Source organism: Nocardia arseniciresistens (genome assembly GCF_046764875.1).
GTDB lineage: Bacteria > Actinomycetota > Actinomycetes > Mycobacteriales > Mycobacteriaceae > Nocardia > Nocardia arseniciresistens.
The window spans coordinates 314,656-329,972 of the sequence record NZ_JBKORD010000010.1 but is presented as its reverse complement, the minus strand read 5'-3'; the positions used below and the strand labels follow the sequence as shown (position 1 = coordinate 329,972).

16 protein-coding genes are annotated in these 15,317 nt (G+C 66.8%); 5 read left to right on the top strand and 11 right to left on the bottom strand.

Annotated elements, in window-relative coordinates; all coding sequences use genetic code 11:
• Positions 1-341, top strand: a 341-nt coding sequence (locus ACLMAJ_RS20640) for an HNH endonuclease signature motif containing protein (RefSeq protein WP_412015388.1), incomplete at its 5' end; no start/stop codon positions are given.
• A gap of 280 nt (positions 342-621) precedes the next feature.
• Here ACLMAJ_RS20640 and ACLMAJ_RS20635 read toward each other — a convergent pair.
• From ACLMAJ_RS20635 to ACLMAJ_RS20615, 5 genes are all read right to left on the bottom strand, one after another.
• The gene (locus ACLMAJ_RS20635; protein WP_412015387.1) at positions 622-1,197 is read right to left on the bottom strand and encodes a GrpB family protein; all 576 of its coding nucleotides are present in this window, start codon (positions 1,195-1,197) and stop codon (positions 622-624) included.
• Positions 1,198-1,263: 66 nt separating this feature from the next.
• A complete protein-coding gene (locus tag ACLMAJ_RS20630; RefSeq protein ID WP_412015386.1) occupies positions 1,264-1,854 on the bottom strand; it encodes a hypothetical protein in 591 nt (196 codons plus the stop codon).
• 85 nt (positions 1,855-1,939) lie between these two features.
• Positions 1,940-2,431, bottom strand: coding sequence for a hypothetical protein (locus ACLMAJ_RS20625; RefSeq protein ID WP_412015385.1), 492 nt, complete (start codon positions 2,429-2,431; stop codon positions 1,940-1,942).
• A gap of 213 nt (positions 2,432-2,644) precedes the next feature.
• Entirely contained in the window at positions 2,645-3,601 is a 957-nt protein-coding gene (locus ACLMAJ_RS20620; protein ID WP_412015384.1) for an electron transfer flavoprotein subunit alpha/FixB family protein, read from the bottom strand.
• 36 nt (positions 3,602-3,637) lie between these two features.
• Entirely contained in the window at positions 3,638-4,423 is a 786-nt protein-coding gene (locus ACLMAJ_RS20615) for an electron transfer flavoprotein subunit beta/FixA family protein (protein WP_412015383.1), read from the bottom strand.
• A 189-nt stretch (positions 4,424-4,612) separates the two neighbouring features.
• On the opposite strand from ACLMAJ_RS20615, the gene ACLMAJ_RS20610 reads away from it, so the two are divergent.
• Genes ACLMAJ_RS20610 through ACLMAJ_RS20600 form a run of 3 tightly spaced genes read left to right on the top strand, consistent with a single transcriptional unit; the run spans position 4,613 to position 8,357 of the window.
• Positions 4,613-5,479, top strand: a complete 867-nt coding sequence (locus ACLMAJ_RS20610) for a class I SAM-dependent methyltransferase (protein ID WP_412015382.1) — start codon at positions 4,613-4,615, stop codon at positions 5,477-5,479.
• The gene (locus ACLMAJ_RS20605; RefSeq protein WP_412015381.1) at positions 5,476-7,098 is read left to right on the top strand and encodes a 1,4-alpha-glucan branching protein domain-containing protein; all 1,623 of its coding nucleotides are present in this window, start codon (positions 5,476-5,478) and stop codon (positions 7,096-7,098) included. The genes ACLMAJ_RS20610 and ACLMAJ_RS20605 overlap by 4 nt, the downstream gene beginning before the upstream one ends.
• Entirely contained in the window at positions 7,095-8,357 is a 1,263-nt protein-coding gene (locus ACLMAJ_RS20600; protein WP_412015380.1) for a glycosyltransferase family 4 protein, read from the top strand. The genes ACLMAJ_RS20605 and ACLMAJ_RS20600 overlap by 4 nt, the downstream gene beginning before the upstream one ends.
• 23 nt (positions 8,358-8,380) lie before the next feature.
• Here the strand turns inward: ACLMAJ_RS20600 and ACLMAJ_RS20595 are convergent, their stop codons facing one another.
• On the bottom strand, positions 8,381-8,926 hold the full coding sequence (locus tag ACLMAJ_RS20595; RefSeq protein WP_412015379.1) for a DUF1697 domain-containing protein: 546 nt from the start codon (positions 8,924-8,926) through the stop codon (positions 8,381-8,383).
• Positions 8,927-8,965: 39 nt separating this feature from the next.
• Entirely contained in the window at positions 8,966-9,715 is a 750-nt protein-coding gene (locus ACLMAJ_RS20590; protein WP_412015378.1) for an acyltransferase, read from the bottom strand.
• Positions 9,716-10,022: 307 nt separating this feature from the next.
• Between ACLMAJ_RS20590 and ACLMAJ_RS20585 the strand changes: the two genes are divergently transcribed.
• Positions 10,023-11,300, top strand: a complete 1,278-nt coding sequence (locus ACLMAJ_RS20585) for an outer membrane protein assembly factor BamB family protein (RefSeq protein WP_412015377.1) — start codon at positions 10,023-10,025, stop codon at positions 11,298-11,300.
• Here ACLMAJ_RS20585 and ACLMAJ_RS20580 read toward each other — a convergent pair.
• The 4 genes from ACLMAJ_RS20580 to ACLMAJ_RS20565 form a co-directional block, all read right to left on the bottom strand.
• Positions 11,284-12,501: a class I SAM-dependent methyltransferase gene (locus tag ACLMAJ_RS20580; protein WP_412015376.1), complete on the bottom strand. Its 1,218-nt coding sequence runs from the start codon at positions 12,499-12,501 to the stop codon at positions 11,284-11,286. The two genes, ACLMAJ_RS20585 and ACLMAJ_RS20580, sit on opposite strands and share 17 nt — an antisense overlap.
• Positions 12,501-13,478 (bottom strand): class I SAM-dependent methyltransferase, encoded by a 978-nt coding sequence (locus ACLMAJ_RS20575; RefSeq protein WP_412015375.1) that lies wholly within the window; start codon positions 13,476-13,478, stop codon positions 12,501-12,503. The genes ACLMAJ_RS20580 and ACLMAJ_RS20575 overlap by 1 nt, the downstream gene beginning before the upstream one ends.
• Before the next feature lie 176 nt (positions 13,479-13,654).
• Positions 13,655-14,431: an enoyl-CoA hydratase-related protein gene (locus tag ACLMAJ_RS20570; RefSeq protein WP_412015374.1), complete on the bottom strand. Its 777-nt coding sequence runs from the start codon at positions 14,429-14,431 to the stop codon at positions 13,655-13,657.
• Positions 14,432-14,465: 34 nt separating this feature from the next.
• Positions 14,466-15,305, bottom strand: a complete 840-nt coding sequence (locus tag ACLMAJ_RS20565) for an NUDIX hydrolase (protein ID WP_412015373.1) — start codon at positions 15,303-15,305, stop codon at positions 14,466-14,468.
• Between the last annotated feature and the right edge of the window lie 12 nt (positions 15,306-15,317).

Sequence of the window (15,317 nt, the reverse complement as noted above, 5' to 3'; positions counted from 1 at the left end):
CTGACCAACGCATCATCTTGCATGCCCGCGATATCGGCTGCACCCACCCCGGCTGCTCGAAACCCGGATACCTATGCCAAACCCACCACCGTCAGGAATGGGCCCACGGCGGTTCCACCGACGCTGACCAACTCACCTTCGCCTGCGAACCCCACCACCGCCTCGTCGGTAGCGGGGAAATGCAGTGGGCCACCACCCCGGCACCGGCAGGCCATCCCACACCCAGTCGCACGCAATGGATCCCACCAAAAACCACCGACCCCAACCAAACACCCCGGATCAACCACTACCACCATCCAAGCGAATACCTCGCACCCCAACACCACCCACCCACCAGTTAATCCGGTTGCAGCCCGTGGGGCATGGCGGCTCGCCGATCGAACTGACGATCGCCATCACCGCCAGCGACTGGGGCGGAGTAAATTGCTGCCCGCGCAGGCCACGCTGAGACCAGCACCGCGCTGGGCAAGCAGGAAGTCGCGCAGTCGGATTCGGACTCGACCGCGAAGTCGCGTTTAGGTTCGGCGTGTTGGTCCCCTCAGCGGAACTAGGCACCGAGGCGGGTCAATGCCATTTCAGCAGCGTCGAACCGCTTTCGCGGCATTCCATGGTATTCGGAGTTCAACCGCGCAGGGCTCGGCTGAGGATTTCCTCGACTACATCGCTCTTGGCGTTCGCGTAGTGTTGAACGAAATTCCAATCTTGCTGGGCGAGTTCGCGTTTGATTCGCTCGTAGTACGTGCGGTCGCCGTCGTGAGTGCGAAGCCAATCGCGGAAGGCGAGTATCCGCTCGATTTCGGGGGCGCCTGGTTCCGGGGAGAAGACGTGCAGGTTGACGCTCCATGGTGCGCCGAGTTCTGTCCGCCGGATGAGGCAGCGGTGCTGGTACCAATCCGGCTCTCGAATTCGAAGTGTGTAACCGATGGCCTCGAGAGCGGGGATGTAGGTCGCCTCGTCGGCGGTGTCGGGGATGACCAGCAGGATGTCGATAATCGGTTTGGCCGCGAGGCCGGGCACAGAGGTCGAGCCTGTATGTTCGATGCGTAGAGCCAGCGTGCCGAGTGCTGCTCGTAGTGCCGCTTCCCCTTGGGAGTACCAGGTCGGCCATTCAGGGTTGTAGTCCTCGACGATTACCTTGACCGCGTACGGTTTCAGGTCGCCGATGGTTGCGGCCGTGATCTCATCGTCGGAATCCAATGTCGCCACACCTCACCGTAGCGCGAAAACGCGCTGCCGTAGCCGAGTCTCGGATGAGTTTGCGGCTCACTCCGTGGTGAAGACGAACGCGTACCAGTTGTCGGAGAGCTTCTCGAACCGCCGGTTGAAAGTCTGCGCGGGCTCGATGGAGGGGGAGTAGACCCAGCCGGTGATGTTGGAACCTATGGCACCATCGGCGTCGTAGAAGTAGACACGGTCATCTGTCCGGCGGTCGGCGAAGCTGATATCGAGACCGCCCAGGCTCAGGTCTGCGCGGGTGCTCGGGCCGTTCGCGCGGAGCATCTCGAGGGCGGCTTTTTCCATCGCTGGGCGTGCGGATTCGAAGTCGGCGGGCCGCAGGACAAGGCCCAGCACGATTCCGGTGACAGCCACCGCGGGCACTGCGGTGACCTTCCATGACCAACGGCCCTCTCTGCCTACGAGATACAGCGTCTTGATCGCCCACACAACGAGCCCGGGCCCCAGCAGAACGGTGCCGACCAATAGACCTATCAGCTGGTCGGGTCCAGTTAGTCCGCCGACGAACGGGATGTGGTCGATGCGGACGAATAGCAGGGCCGCCACGCCGATGAGGGCCATCGCCAGCACTACCGGGCCGGGCGGTTCGGCGGCATTATCCGTATGAGAAACACTCACAGCCGCGACCCTAGCAACGGTAGTGGCGGTTTCGGTCACAGCCAGTCGCCTGGCCGGAAAACTTTCCTACCCGAGGTGTCGCGTCTCAGCCGCCGATCGGGTGTAGGCAGTAGCTCTTGTCGGAGTGCTTGACCTTGTCCGTACCCGGGTGCTGTTTGATGATGGCCGCAGTGCAGACGTTGTCGTCGCGGGAAGCGCTCTTGGCGTTCACCTGGAAGGCGCCGGGTTCGGTGCAGGGGATCTTTCGCAGTTTCGCGAGTTGCATTCCGCTATTCACGTCGGTGAAACAGTCGCCTACCTCGGCATTGAGCTGGAGGCACACATAGGTTGTGCTGCCGCGCTTAGAGGAGTTGTATTCCTCGAACTCGCCCGCGGGACAGCGCTGCGTTTTCCAGCCACGCACCACCCGCACTGCCGCCTCGGGATTGTTGCAGCCACGTTCCCGGAAGTCGAACCGATCCTTTCCGGGTGGGTCGACCAAATAGCCGCAGTCGCCGGATTCCATGGTCGATGCTTTCTCCGAGCCACAGCCGACCACGCCGAGCGCCACGAACAGCAGGGCAGCGAAGATCGACATGGCACGTCTATGGAATAGCCTGCGGGCCGGGGCATTTCGGGATGGGCGCGCTGGGGCGCTACCGCTGCTCCGGTGCGGTGGCCATCCGCCGAGGTAGCGAGGCACACCAGACATCAACTGGGACATAGCGATAACGATGCCACAGCGGCGTAAAGGCAAGTGGCCCCGACTGTTTCCAGTCGGGGCCACTCGAAAACGCTCAGCGCGGGGCTATCAGCCCTTGTGCGATTTGACCGCTTCGGTCAGCTGCGGGGCGACGTTGAACAGGTCGCCGACGATGCCGTAGTCCGCGATCTCGAAGATCGGGGCCTCTTCGTCCTTGTTGACCGCGACGATGGTCTTCGAGGTCTGCATACCTGCGCGGTGCTGGATCGCGCCGGAGATGCCGAGGGCGATGTAGAGCTGCGGCGAGACCGTCTTGCCGGTCTGGCCGACCTGGAACTGGCCCGGGTAGTAGCCCGAATCGACCGCGGCACGCGAAGCGCCGACAGCGGCACCCAGCGAGTCGGCGAGCGCCTCGACGACCGAGAAGTTGTCGGCGGAACCGACACCACGGCCACCGGAGACGACGATGGTCGCCTCGGTGAGCTCCGGACGGTCGCCACCGACGATCGGCTCACGGGAGATGACGCGCACGACGCCGTCTTCCTGAGCCGGGACCTCGACGGTGACCTTTTCACCCGCGGCGGCCTGGGGGGCGGCCTCGATGGCGCCGGGGCGCACCGAGATCACCGGGACGTCGCCGGTCGCCTTGGCATCGACGGTGAACGCGCCACCGAAGATGGAGTGCACGACCGAGCCGTCGGCCTTGACGTCGATGACATCGACCAGCAGGCCGGAGCCGATGCGGGCGGCAAGGCGGCCCGACACCTCCTTGCCCTCAGCGGTGGCGGCGACGAGGACGGCAGCCGGGGAAGCCGACTCCGACAGTGCGGCAAGCACATCGACCTTCGGGGTCACCAGGAACTTCTCGACATCGTCGGACTCGGCGATGTAGATCTTCTCGGCACCGGCCGCGGCGAGCGCGTCGGCCAGCTTCTCGCCGGTCCCGGCCGGGCCGAGCACGACGGCGGCGGGCGAACCGAGCGAGCGGGCCGCGGTGAGCAGTTCGGTGCTGACCTTCTTGATCGCACCGTCGGCGTGCTCGACGAGCACAAGTACTTCTGACATTTTGTGTTCTCTCCTAAGCAGTCTCGGACGGGCGGATCAGATGATCTTCTGACCGACGAGGTAGGTGGCGATCTTGGTGCCGCCATCGCCCTCGTCCGCGATCTTCTCACCCGCCGTGCGCGGCGGCTTCGGGGTCGCGGAGGTGACGGTGGTGCCCGCGTTCGCGACGCCGACGGTCGCCGGGTCGACACCGAGGTCGGCCAGCGTGAAGGTCAGCACTTCCTTCTTCTTCGCGGCCATGATGCCCTTGAAGGAGGGGAAGCGCGGCTCGTTGATCTTCTCGTTGACGCTGACGATGGCCGGGAGGGTGGCTTCGAGCTTGAAGACGCCCTCGTCGGTCTCGCGCTCACCGGTGATCTTGTCGCCGTCGACGACCAGCTTGCGCAGGTGCGTCAGCTGCGGGATGCCGATGTACTCGGCGATGATGGCGGGCACGGCTCCGGCGCGACCATCGGTCGCCTCGTTGCCTGCGATGACCAGCTCGACGCCCTCGATCTGGCCGAGTGCGGCAGCGAGCACATAGGCGGTCTGCACGGCATCGGAGCCGTGGATCGCCGGGTCGTTGACGTGGATGGCCTTGTCGGCGCCCATGGACAGCGCCTTGCGGATGGCCTCGGAGGCACGGTCCGGACCGGCGGCCAGCACGGTGACCTCGCCGCCCTGGGCCTCCTTGATCAGCAGCGCTTCTTCGACGGCGCGCTCGTTGATCTCGTCGAGGACGGCGTCGGCGGCCTCGCGGTCGAGCGTGTAGTCACCATCGGTCAGCTTGCGCTCGGACCAGGTGTCGGGAACCTGCTTGATGAGTACGACGATGTTCGGCATGGGTCTTCGTCGACCTCCTGTTCTGGGGGCACGGTGTGGTGGTCGCACGAGCGGGCCGCACGTCCATTGATTAGCTCAGGGCGTGACACTACCTTACGTTAAGTTACCCATGGGTAACTTAACGTCTTCTCTCTCACAACACCGGTCCGGGCGTTATCGTGCGCCGGTTGTACCAGTAACGTCGGAGCGATGAATCGAGTATCGCGTAGCGATTCCACGAGGGGTGGTAGCCGGGTGGCGGGAGGGCAAGAGACTGTGATCCCTGCCGCAGTGGGCACCCCACCGGGCCTTACTCCCGAGTCGACCGCCGGCGACCTCGAGCCGCTGCCGCTGACCGGTGAGCGCACCGTCCCCGGCATCGCCGAGGAGAACTACTGGTTCCGCAGGCACGAGATCGTCTACGCGCGCCTGCTCGAGCGGTGCGCGGGTAAGAGGGTACTCGAGGCAGGATCCGGGGAAGGCTACGGCGCGAACATGATCGCCGACGTGGCGACCACGGTCACCGGCCTCGACTACGACGCGAGCGCGGTCGCGCACGTACGCGCTCGCTATCCACGCGTCGAGATGATCCGAGGCAATCTCGCCGCGCTGCCGCTCGACGACGCCTCGGTCGATGTGGTGGTGAATTTCCAAGTCATCGAACATCTTTGGGACCAGAGCCAATTCATTCGGGAATGTCTGCGGGTGCTGCGCCCCGGCGGCGAGCTGCTGATCAGCACGCCCAACCGGATCACCTTCTCCCCCGGTCGCGACACCCCACTCAACCCGTTCCACACCAGGGAGCTCAATGCCGCGGAGCTGACCGAACTGCTGGTCGACGCCGGGTTCGACGTCACACTGATGACCGGGGTGCATCACGGCCCGAGCCTGAAAACGTTGGACGCCAAACACGGCGGCTCGTTCATCGACGCCCAGATCGAGCGCGCGCTCGCCGGTGAGCCGTGGCCCGCCGACCTGACCGCCGATGTCGCCGCGGTAACCATCGACGATTTCGCGTTGGCCACCGAGGACATCGATGCGAGCCTCGACCTGGTCGCCATCGCGGTGAAGCCTTGAGCAGACCGGCAGTTCCTGGTCAGTTCACGCTGGTCCTGCATTCCCACCTACCCTGGCTCGCGCACCACGGTCGCTGGCCGGTCGGCGAGGAATGGCTCTATCAGTCCTGGGCCTCGTCCTATCTCCCGGTCGCCGAGGTCCTGAGAAACCTTGCCGCCGAAGGCCGTTCGCATTTGCTGAGCCTCGGCATCACGCCGGTGCTCGCGGCCCAGCTCGACGACCCGCACTGCCTGTCCGGCATGCACCACTGGCTGGGCAACTGGCAACTGCGTGCCGACGAGGCCGCCATGGCGGGCAATACCGCGCTCGGCAAGCACGAACACCGGCTTGCCACCGCCGCGCTCGCCGACTTCGAACAACGCTGGCGCCATGGCGCGTCTCCGGTCTGGCGTTCGCTCATCGACGCCGACGCGATCGAGCTGCTCGGCGGTCCGCTGGCCCATCCGTTCCAGCCGCTGCTCGCCCCCCGGCTGCGCGCCTTCCAGCTCACCGAGGGCCTTGCCGACGCACATCAGCGCTTGGCCCATACCCCGTCCGGGATCTGGGCACCGGAGTGCGGGTACACCCCCGGCATGGAGACCGGATACGCCGAGGCGGGTGTGACGCATTTCATGGTCGACGGTCCGGCACTGCGCGGCGACACCTCGCTCGGGCGGCCGGTACGTGAGTCCGATGTGGTGGCCTTCGGACGCGATCTCCAGGTGAGCTACCGCGTGTGGTCGCCCAAGTCCGGCTATCCGGGACACAGCGCCTACCGTGATTTTCATCACTATGACCATGCGACGGGTCTCAAGCCCGCGCGCGTCACCGGCAAGACGGTGGCCGGTGCGGACAAGGCGCCCTACGACCCGGAGCTCGCGTCCGCCGCGATCGTCCGCGATGTCGACGATTTCGTGCAGACCGTGCGCGAGCGACTTATCTCCGAGTCCGAGCGAATCGGCCGCCCGGCCCTGGTCGTGGCCGCTTTCGACACCGAACTGTTCGGCCACTGGTGGCACGAGGGGCCGCAGTGGCTCGAGCAGGTGCTGCGCGCACTGCCCGAGGCGGGCGTGAATGTCGGCACCCTCGCCGGCGCACGCGAACGCGGGTTCGTCGGCGAGCCCGTTCCCCTTGCGGATTCGTCATGGGGTTCCGGCAAGGACTGGCGGGTCTGGGCCGGCGATCAGGTCCGTGACCTGGTGGAACTCAACGACGACGTGGTCCGCCTCGCCCTCGATACCGTCGAGAAGATGCGGGCCGCCGACGGCGCGGTCGAGCTGCGCGACCCGGTCGCCGACCAATTGCTGCGCGAGGCCATCCTCACCGTGTCCAGCGACTGGGCGTTCATGGTCAGCAAGGACTCCGCCGAGGGCTACGCCAGGGATCGCGCGCACCGGCATGCGCATGCCGTGCGCGAAATCGCGGCCGCGGTCGGCGCGGGCCAAGTCGCCAAAGCACAGCAGTTGGCGGCAGGATGGAGTGCGGCTGACGGACTCTTTCCCGGTTTGGACGCACGGCGGCTTGCCTCAGGGTCCGGTCATCGCTCTGCCGGGGCGGAACACCACGCTGCCGCGCTGGAACTCGCGCCAGGATCAAGTCCCGCCGCGGATCAAGGCTCCGCCTCAGAAGGGCATGCATGAAGATTTTGATGGTGTCGTGGGAGTACCCGCCGGTTGTGGTCGGCGGGTTGGGCAGGCATGTGCACCACTTGGCGACCGAGCTTGCCACCGCGGGCCACGAGGTCGTCGTGCTCTCGCGCCGCCCGAGCGGTACCGACTCCTCGACCCATCCCACCCACTCCTTCATCGCCGAGGGCGTGCTGGTGGTCGCGGTCGCGGAGGACCCGCCGTGTTTCGACTTCGGCGACGACATGCTCGCCTGGACCCTCGCCATGGGCCATGCGATGGTGCGGGCCGGTATCGGGCTCGGCAAGCCGGGCATCGGTGACGGCTGGGTTCCCGATGTCGTGCACGCGCACGATTGGCTGGTCGCGCATCCCGGTATCGCCCTTGCCGAGTACTACGACGTACCGCTGGTGACGACCTTGCACGCGACCGAGGCCGGTAGGCACAGCGGTTGGGTTTCCGGCCGGGTCAACAAGCAGGTCCACTCGGTCGAGTGGTGGCTCGCCAACGAGTCCGACGCGCTCATTACCTGCTCGTCCTCGATGCAGGACGAGGTGGAACGGCTCTACGGGCCGGAGCGGATTCCGCTGCGGGTGATCCGCAACGGCATCGACGTCGGCGCATGGTCCTTCCGTCCGCGCGCACCGCGCACCGGTCCGCCACGGCTGTTGTATGTGGGTCGGCTGGAGTACGAAAAGGGTGTGCAGGACGCGATCGCGGCGCTACCCAGGATCCGGCGCGCCCATCCCGGCACCACGCTGACCATCGCCGGTGTCGGCACCCAGTTCGAGTGGCTGCGCGAGCGCGCCAGGGTGCATCGGGTGGCGCGTGCGGTGACCTTCGCGGGACAACTCGGCCATGACGAACTGCTCGGCTGGCTGCACGGCGCCGACGCGATCGTGCTGCCGAGCAGGTACGAACCGTTCGGCATCGTCGCACTCGAGGCGGCCGCGTCGGGCATTCCGCTGGTCACCTCCACTGCGGGTGGCCTCGGTGAACTGGTCGTCGACGGTGTCACCGGCGCGTCCTTCGAACCCGCCGATGTCGACGGCCTTGTCGAGGCGGTTCGCGCCGTGCTCGACGATCCCGCCGCCGCTCAGGACCGCGCCTACGCCGCGCGCGAACGGCTTACCGCCGACTTCGCCTGGGACGTCGTCGCCGCCGAGACGATCCAGGTCTACCAGTCCGCGAAACGCCGCGTACGCAACCCGATGGGCCGCCCGACCATCGTGGAACGCCCACTCCCCGAACGCGATCCGAACCAGCCGGTCTGACCTGCTCGGCCCGTGCGACCCGCCTATGCCTCCAGCTTCTTCACCGTCTTCTGGACGGTGAGCCACGTGCGCGTGGTGATCTCTTTGCTGTAGGTCTTCTCCATCCACGCCATGAAGTTCGGAGTGCGCGGGTCGCGATTGTCGATAACCGAGAGGACCACACGTGCCGCCTCGTCGTATCCGACGATGCGGACGCCGGGCTCACTATGCTTCAACAGCTCGTGGGTGAGCTTCGGCGGCGCCTGCTTGAGAAAGGTCGCGGTCAGATAGGTCTCGCGGCAATGCGTCAGGCCAGGAAACGGATCGGTGTCGATCAACTTCCGGAGTTCTTCGTAGCTGCGAATGATGGTTCCGCCCGGGATGCCGAGCTCTGCCTTCAGCGCTTCCTGAACGCGCGCTTCCAACTCCGGCATATCGGTATCGGCACTGTGGAACACCACATTGCCGCTCGACAGCAACGTCGCGACCTTCTCGAAACCGAGCCCTTCGAACACCGCGCGCAGCTTCTCGTTCTTCATGTTCGGGTTGGTCGGCATGATCCCGCGCAACAGCGCCGCGTACCTGTTCATGTCGCCGACCGTACTGCGCACGCGAGCAACACCGCACGCCTAGGCCGACTGGGTGGCGCCGTTCTTCTTGCGCTCGATGTCTTCCAGCGCGGCAACGTACTTCGCGCGCTCCTCGGCGCCCGCCTCCCAGGTCGCTTTGCGATTCTTGACGACCTTGGCCGGAGCACCGACCGCGATGCTGTAATCGGGGATCTCGCCCTTGACCACCGCATGCGCACCGAGCACACAGCCGCGCCCGACGCGGGTTTCGCGCAACACTGTCACCTTGGCGGCGATCCAGGTGTCCGGGCCTATGCGCACCGGGCCCTTCACGATGCCCTGATCCTTGATCGGCATGTTGATGTCGTCCATGCGATGGTCGAAGTCACAGATGTAGCACCAGTCGGCGACCAGGGTCGACTCACCGATCTCGATGTCGAGGTAGGTATTGACGACGTTGTCCTTGCCGAAGACCACCTTGTCGCCGATGCGCAGTGAACCCTCGTGGCAGCGAATGGCGTTGCCGTCACCGATGTGCACCCAGCGCCCGATCTCCATTCGGCTGAACTCCGGGGTCGCGTGGACCTCCACGCCACGGCCGAGGAAGACCATGCCGCGCAGCACGATGTGCGGGTTGGCCATCTTGAACTTGAACAGCCGGTAGTAGCGCACCAGGTACCAGGGCGTGTACGCCCGGTTGGCGAGCACCCAGCGCAGCGACGCTACGGTCAGAAAACGCGCCTGCAGCGGATCCCGGCGGCGCGATCCGCGCCACCGCGAGCGCAGCGGCGCGCCCCACATGCTCGTCACGAACGGTCTCCTTCGTGGTCCTTCAGTTCGCGTCCGACCCGGCCGCGACGGGTAAAGCCTATCTGCCTGCGTCATAGGAGGAAGCGGTGAGCCCGCAACGACACCCCCGGGACTCGCACACCCCCTGATGCCCCTCCCGTACAGTGACTCCGAACCCGCGCGCGGACACCCGGCTCGGTGGGGGAACGAGCCGAGGTGCGACACGCTTTCAGTCTCGTGCGAGCGGCCGAAATGAACAGGAGAGCAGCAGGTGCGAAGCGGCGGCGTACTGGCTACATCCAGGTGGCAACCGGTACGGCGGCGAGCAGTGATCTCGCTTGCCGCGATCGGCGCGCTGGCGTTGACCGGTTGCGGTACCGATGTCGACGACATCACCGTCGGCCCGGGCACGGGCTGGCCTACCGCGCATCACGACGGCCGCAACGGCGCGACGAGCCCGGTCACCGGATCACGCAAGGTGGCGCTGAATTGGTCGCGCCCGATCGGCGGTCCGATCGAGCAGGCGGTCACGGTGGGTTCGGACGGACAGTTGTTCCTTACCGCGCGGACGCCGTCCGGCTGCGGCATCTTCTCCTTCCAGATGCGCACCGGCCGTAAGCGTTTCTGTAATCAGCTCGGCCCGAACGCGGCCTCGGCACCTTCGGTGGTCGACGGTGTCGACAACGTGTATGTGGGCGATGACGGCGCGGTGAATGCCTTCAACTATCTCGGGCAGCCGCGCTGGCGCACTCCCGTTGCGGGCGTTCCGGTTTCGATGCAGTTCACCGGTGACGGCGGCCTGTTGTCGATCACACAGTCCGGCCAGGTCGACGTGCTGTCGCGCCAGACAGGTGAGCGCGTCGTCCCCACCGTGCAGCTGCTCGGTGAGCCCGACTTCCTCGACTACCCGAATCTCACCCGCCCGGCCTCGGGCCAGGGCCTCGACCACTGCGCCACCGGCGGCCCGCAGTGCGCCGTCGCGAACATCTCCGCGATGGACGAGGCGACGGGCCGCTTCTTCGTCACGGTCTGGAAGCCCGGTGCGCCCACCGCCGCCCTGGTCGCGCTGCGCTACGGCGACAACAAGATCGAGCAGCAGTGGCGCGCGGACATACTGACCGAAGGCAGCGCGACAAGCCCGACCCTGTCCGCCGACAGCGCCACCGTGTATGTGGGCGACAACAGCAAGCGGCTCATCGCCCTAGACGCCGCCGACGGCCGCACCAAATGGGTGCGCGGCCTCGAATGGGTGCCACGCGGCGGTATCTCGGTCTCCGACGACGGCCTGATCATCCCCTCCGGCGACAGCGGTTACTTGCTCGCGCTGCGCGATACCGGCAGCACCGCCGAGATCGTCTGGGAGCGTAAGGACCTCGCACTGCGCGGCGCACCGGTACAGACCGCGGGCGGCATCGGCTACACCGCCGCCGCTATCGGTGCGGGCCTGAGCCTGATCACCTTCGATACCGAAACCGGCACCACCGTTGACTCCGACGTGCTCCCGGACGCCAAGGGCAGCACCACCGGTACCTCGATCGGGGCCAAGGGTGAGGTCGTACTCGCCACGCGCATCGGCGAGCTGTTCGTATTCAAACCGGAGCAGTAGGAAGCGCAGGGAGCCGAGCGTCCCCGGTTGCCCCGCGAGTGCCGTGCGCGGTACACAGGAAGGCGGCCGCGTTTCGGCCGATACGCGTGATGACCAACGTATAGGGCTGGGAGCCGGACGGTTTCAAGCGGCGGCGCAGCTGATCGGGGTCGACATCGACGCCACGCACCAGAATCTCCAGCGCACCGCATTCGCGCTTGCGCAGCTCCGTGCGCAGGCTCTTCTCGCGGTATTCGAGCCGATCGATAATGCGGAAGCCGCGCACCCCTTCGGGCACCTGGTTGCCCGTGAGGTAGGCGATGCGCGGGTCCAGTTGCCATAGACCGTGTTTCGCGGCGTAGTGACGCACCAGACCGGCACGTACGACGGCGCCGTCCGGATCGATGATCCACTCCCCTGGTTCCTGTTCGGGGATTTCATCGGACTCGGTGTCGGTGAGGGTCCAGGTTTCGCCGTGCGAGTTCAGCACCGTCGCACGGCGGGTAGCGGACTCGGCAAGTCCCTGCGACCATAGGCATGCCTCGCGCACGGCACCGTCCAGCGACACCACTTCGACCTCACCCGACCAGTCGAGGCGATCGAAATCCAGTCCGGGGGCACACTTCACAGCGAGATCGCGCCCGGGGTAGGCGAGCAGAAGATCGGGCAGCGGCGGCTGAAGTTTCGCGGGATCGTGGGTGCGGCGGCCATCGGCCCGCCGGGCGGGGTCGGCGATGACCACCGTGCCGACGCTGCACGATGCCAGGGCATCAGCCTTGGCCAGCAACACATTTCGCGCGTCTGCCAGATTATGCGCGGCCATCGAGAGTCGCACATCGTCGAGGTCGCTGCCGATCACCGACGGGCAGGCGCGGGCCAGCTCGGCGAGTTCGGCGCCGATCGAGCAGGTCACGTCGTGCACAGCCCGGCCGGCCAGCCGCGCGGCGCGGTGCCGTGCTACCAGGGTCGGGGTGGCCTGCTGCAAGGCGTCATCGGTGAAAAGCCACGTCTCGGCGTCGGCGAGTTTCGCGGTCGCCCTTCGGCGCAGCCGTACGGTCTCGACGAGGGACGCGGCACGGTCCTCGTGTGCGCGACGCACCCGCTCGAGATCGCGCAGGTGCGTCGCGGAGGTCAGCTCCAGCCGGTCGACCTCGGCCAGTGCGGCGATACCCGCCGCGCTGCCAAGGAAAGCGACATCCTCGCGGCCGAAGCTGTAACCCACTACTTGGCGGAGACGCCGGGCTTCACGCCGGTGATCATCGCGTTGTAGAAGAACTGAGGTGGCACGACGTGGCGCATGACGTTCTCGTCCAACCAGCTCAGCCGCAGCCACGCCTTGTACATCGCCAGCCGGTAGCCCATGGTGAGCTTCTCCTCGGGCACCGCGGCCTCGAAGGTGCGCACCGGCCAGCCCCACAGTGCGGCAGCGAATTCCTCGGTGGTCGCCTTCACCTCGACCGCACCCGCCGAGGACGCCATCGCCTCCAGCCCGCGCGGATCGAAGGTGTGCAGATCCACCACCGCCTCGAGGGCCGCAGCGCGCGAGGACTCGTCCAGCTCCGTTTGCGGCCGCCGCCAGCCCGCGAGCGATGGCAGCTTGGTCACGGTGGTGGTGGCCTTCCAGGTGGCCCTGCCGAGCCAGCGCGCGTAGAAGTTGCCCGCCGTGGTCGGCTCGCCCGCGAAGACGAAACGCCCGCCCGGCTTGAGCACCCGCAGGCATTCCTTCAGCGCCAGCTCCACATCGGGGATGTGGTGCAGCACCGCATGCCCGCAGACCAGGTCGAAGGTGTCGTCGTCGTACGGGATGGTCTCGGCGTCGGCGACGCGGCCGTCGACATCGAGGCCAAGGCGTTCCGCGTTGCGCAGCGCGACCTTCACCATGCCCGGGGACAGGTCGGTGACCGAGCCGGTCTCGGCAACGCCGCCCTGCATCAGGTTCAGCAGGAAGAAGCCGGTGCCACAGCCGAGTTCCAGTGCCCGCTCGTACGGCAGCGGGGCGGGCCCGACAGCGGCGTCGAACCGGCCTCGGGCGTACTCTATACAGCGCTCGTCATAGGAAATCGACCATTTGTCGTCATAGGTCTCGGCTTCCCAGTCGTGGTACAGGACCTGGGCGAGCTTTGTATCCTTGCGCGCTGCTTCGACCTCGGCCGCGGTGGCATGCGGGTTCGGCGCGGGGTCGTCGGGACGTACCGTCATGGTCGGCAAGCCTAGCTAACCCACCTGTGCACGTCTCCAGCGGAGTAGTGAGTGCCCCCTAATTCGTATTGCGGGCGCGCGGTCGAGAACCCGATCCGGTTTTACGAAGGTTCGGTGAGCTACCCACGTGCAACCCGCGGCCGTCGTTGCGGGAGCGAGCTGGGGATCTCTCGAGACTAGCGACCGACGAACGCCGCGGATCCCGGTCCGTCCGCCAGGTAGGAACGTGTTCCTATTTCGCGGTCCGCTGTGGTGAACAGCTCGGCCCATTCCGTGCGCGCGCGGTCGAGCCCGTGCGGACCGGCCTCGAACACCGCCTTGGCGGCCGCGAGCGCACACGCGGGGCCGCCGATGAATTGCCCGGCCCAGCGCAGCGCGGCGGTGTACACGTCATCGGGTGCGACCACCTCGTCGACAAGTCCGAGTGTGAGCGCCTCATCGGCTTTGACGAAGCGACCGGTGTAGACGAGGTCCTTGGCCGCGCCGGGGCCGATCAGCAGCGACAGCCTACGGATACCCGCGAGCGGTATCAGACCGGCCCGGATCTGCGGCAGCCCGAGCTTGACGTTGTCACCGATAATGCGCCGGTCGGCACCGAGCGCGAGCTCCAACCCGCCGCCGAGGCAGTAGCCACTGATCGCGGCGACCGTAGGTTGCCCGACCTTGGCCAGACAGCCGAGCGCCGCCTGTAGATCGGCCGCCATCGCGCGGGCCTGGTCCGGATCGAGCCCGGACAGCTCGGCGATATCGTCACCCGCCGAGAACACCCGCTCGTCACCGTAGACGACCAGCGCGGCGACGCGCGCATCCTCGGCGACCGCTTCGGCTGCCTCGGCCACTTCCCGTACCAGCTGCCCGTTGAACTGGTTCATCGGCGGGCGGGCGATCCGGAGGACGGCCACGCCACGCGCGGCATCACCCTCGGGCAGGTCCAGGGTCACGAATTCGGCCATGGGACGCCACGCTACCGGGTAGCCGCCGGTTTCCTCACTTGCGCACGGATCCCCGGAGTCGGCTCTGATCCGGGAGATCGGCGAAGTACCGCGCATTGTCGGGGAAGCTCAGCACCTGTCGGCCATCGATGGCCGACAGCACCGGCATGATCGGGTCGATGACGATCTCGGCGGCAAGAATGTCCGCGGTGGAAGCGAACTCGCCGAGCGCGACCAACTGCGCCCAGGTGGGCGGCAGCAGAATGTCGGTGCCCGAGCGCCAGCGATCCAGCGCTTCGGCGGGCGTACGCCACTGCACCTGGTCGGCCTCGGAGGTGGCTCCGTCGGCCAGCTGCCCCTCGGGTAGCACGGCGACGAAGAATCGGGTGTCGTAGCGGCGCGGCTCGATCACCGGGGTGATCCAATTCGCCCACGGCCGAAGCAGATCCGCGCGCAGCACGAGCTTCTCCTCGGCGAGGAAGGCGGCCAGCGACACGTCACGGCGCTCGAGACGTCCTCTGGCGTCGCGGTAGCCGGTCGTATCGGAGACGACGCTGTCGGCGGTCGGCCCGGCGAGCAGCACCCCGCATTCCTCGAAGGTCTCGCGCACCGCACCCGCGACCAGCGCCTTGGCTCGCGCCTCGGTGGTCCGGAGCTTTTCGGCCCACCATGCGGGTTCGGGCCCGGCCCATTCGATGTCGGCGGTTCCGTCCGAGGGGTCGACCCCACCACCGGGGAACACCGTCATTCCGGCGGCAAACGCCATTGCGCCTACTCGACGCTGCAAGAACACCTCTGGTCCCGCGGCACCGTCGCGCACCACCATGACCGTCGACGCGTCTTTGGGCGAGGGTACCTGCGGCTGAGAGTCAGCCTGCGCGTTTGTCTCACTCACCCTTGCACCATA

Excerpts from the sequence above, each read along its gene's own strand:
- ACLMAJ_RS20625 (WP_412015385.1), bottom strand. The coding sequence starts at position 2,431 with ATGTCGATCTTCGCTGCCCTGCTGTTCGTGGCGCTCGGCGTGGTCGGC.
- ACLMAJ_RS20620 (WP_412015384.1), bottom strand. The coding sequence starts at position 3,601 with ATGTCAGAAGTACTTGTGCTCGTCGAGCACGCCGACGGTGCGATCAAG.
- ACLMAJ_RS20615 (WP_412015383.1), bottom strand. The coding sequence starts at position 4,423 with ATGCCGAACATCGTCGTACTCATCAAGCAGGTTCCCGACACCTGGTCC.
- ACLMAJ_RS20610 (WP_412015382.1), top strand. The coding sequence starts at position 4,613 with ATGAATCGAGTATCGCGTAGCGATTCCACGAGGGGTGGTAGCCGGGTG.
- ACLMAJ_RS20600 (WP_412015380.1), top strand. The coding sequence starts at position 7,095 with ATGAAGATTTTGATGGTGTCGTGGGAGTACCCGCCGGTTGTGGTCGGC.
- ACLMAJ_RS20595 (WP_412015379.1), bottom strand. The coding sequence starts at position 8,926 with ATGAACAGGTACGCGGCGCTGTTGCGCGGGATCATGCCGACCAACCCG.
- ACLMAJ_RS20575 (WP_412015375.1), bottom strand. The coding sequence starts at position 13,478 with ATGACGGTACGTCCCGACGACCCCGCGCCGAACCCGCATGCCACCGCG.
- ACLMAJ_RS20570 (WP_412015374.1), bottom strand. The coding sequence starts at position 14,431 with ATGGCCGAATTCGTGACCCTGGACCTGCCCGAGGGTGATGCCGCGCGT.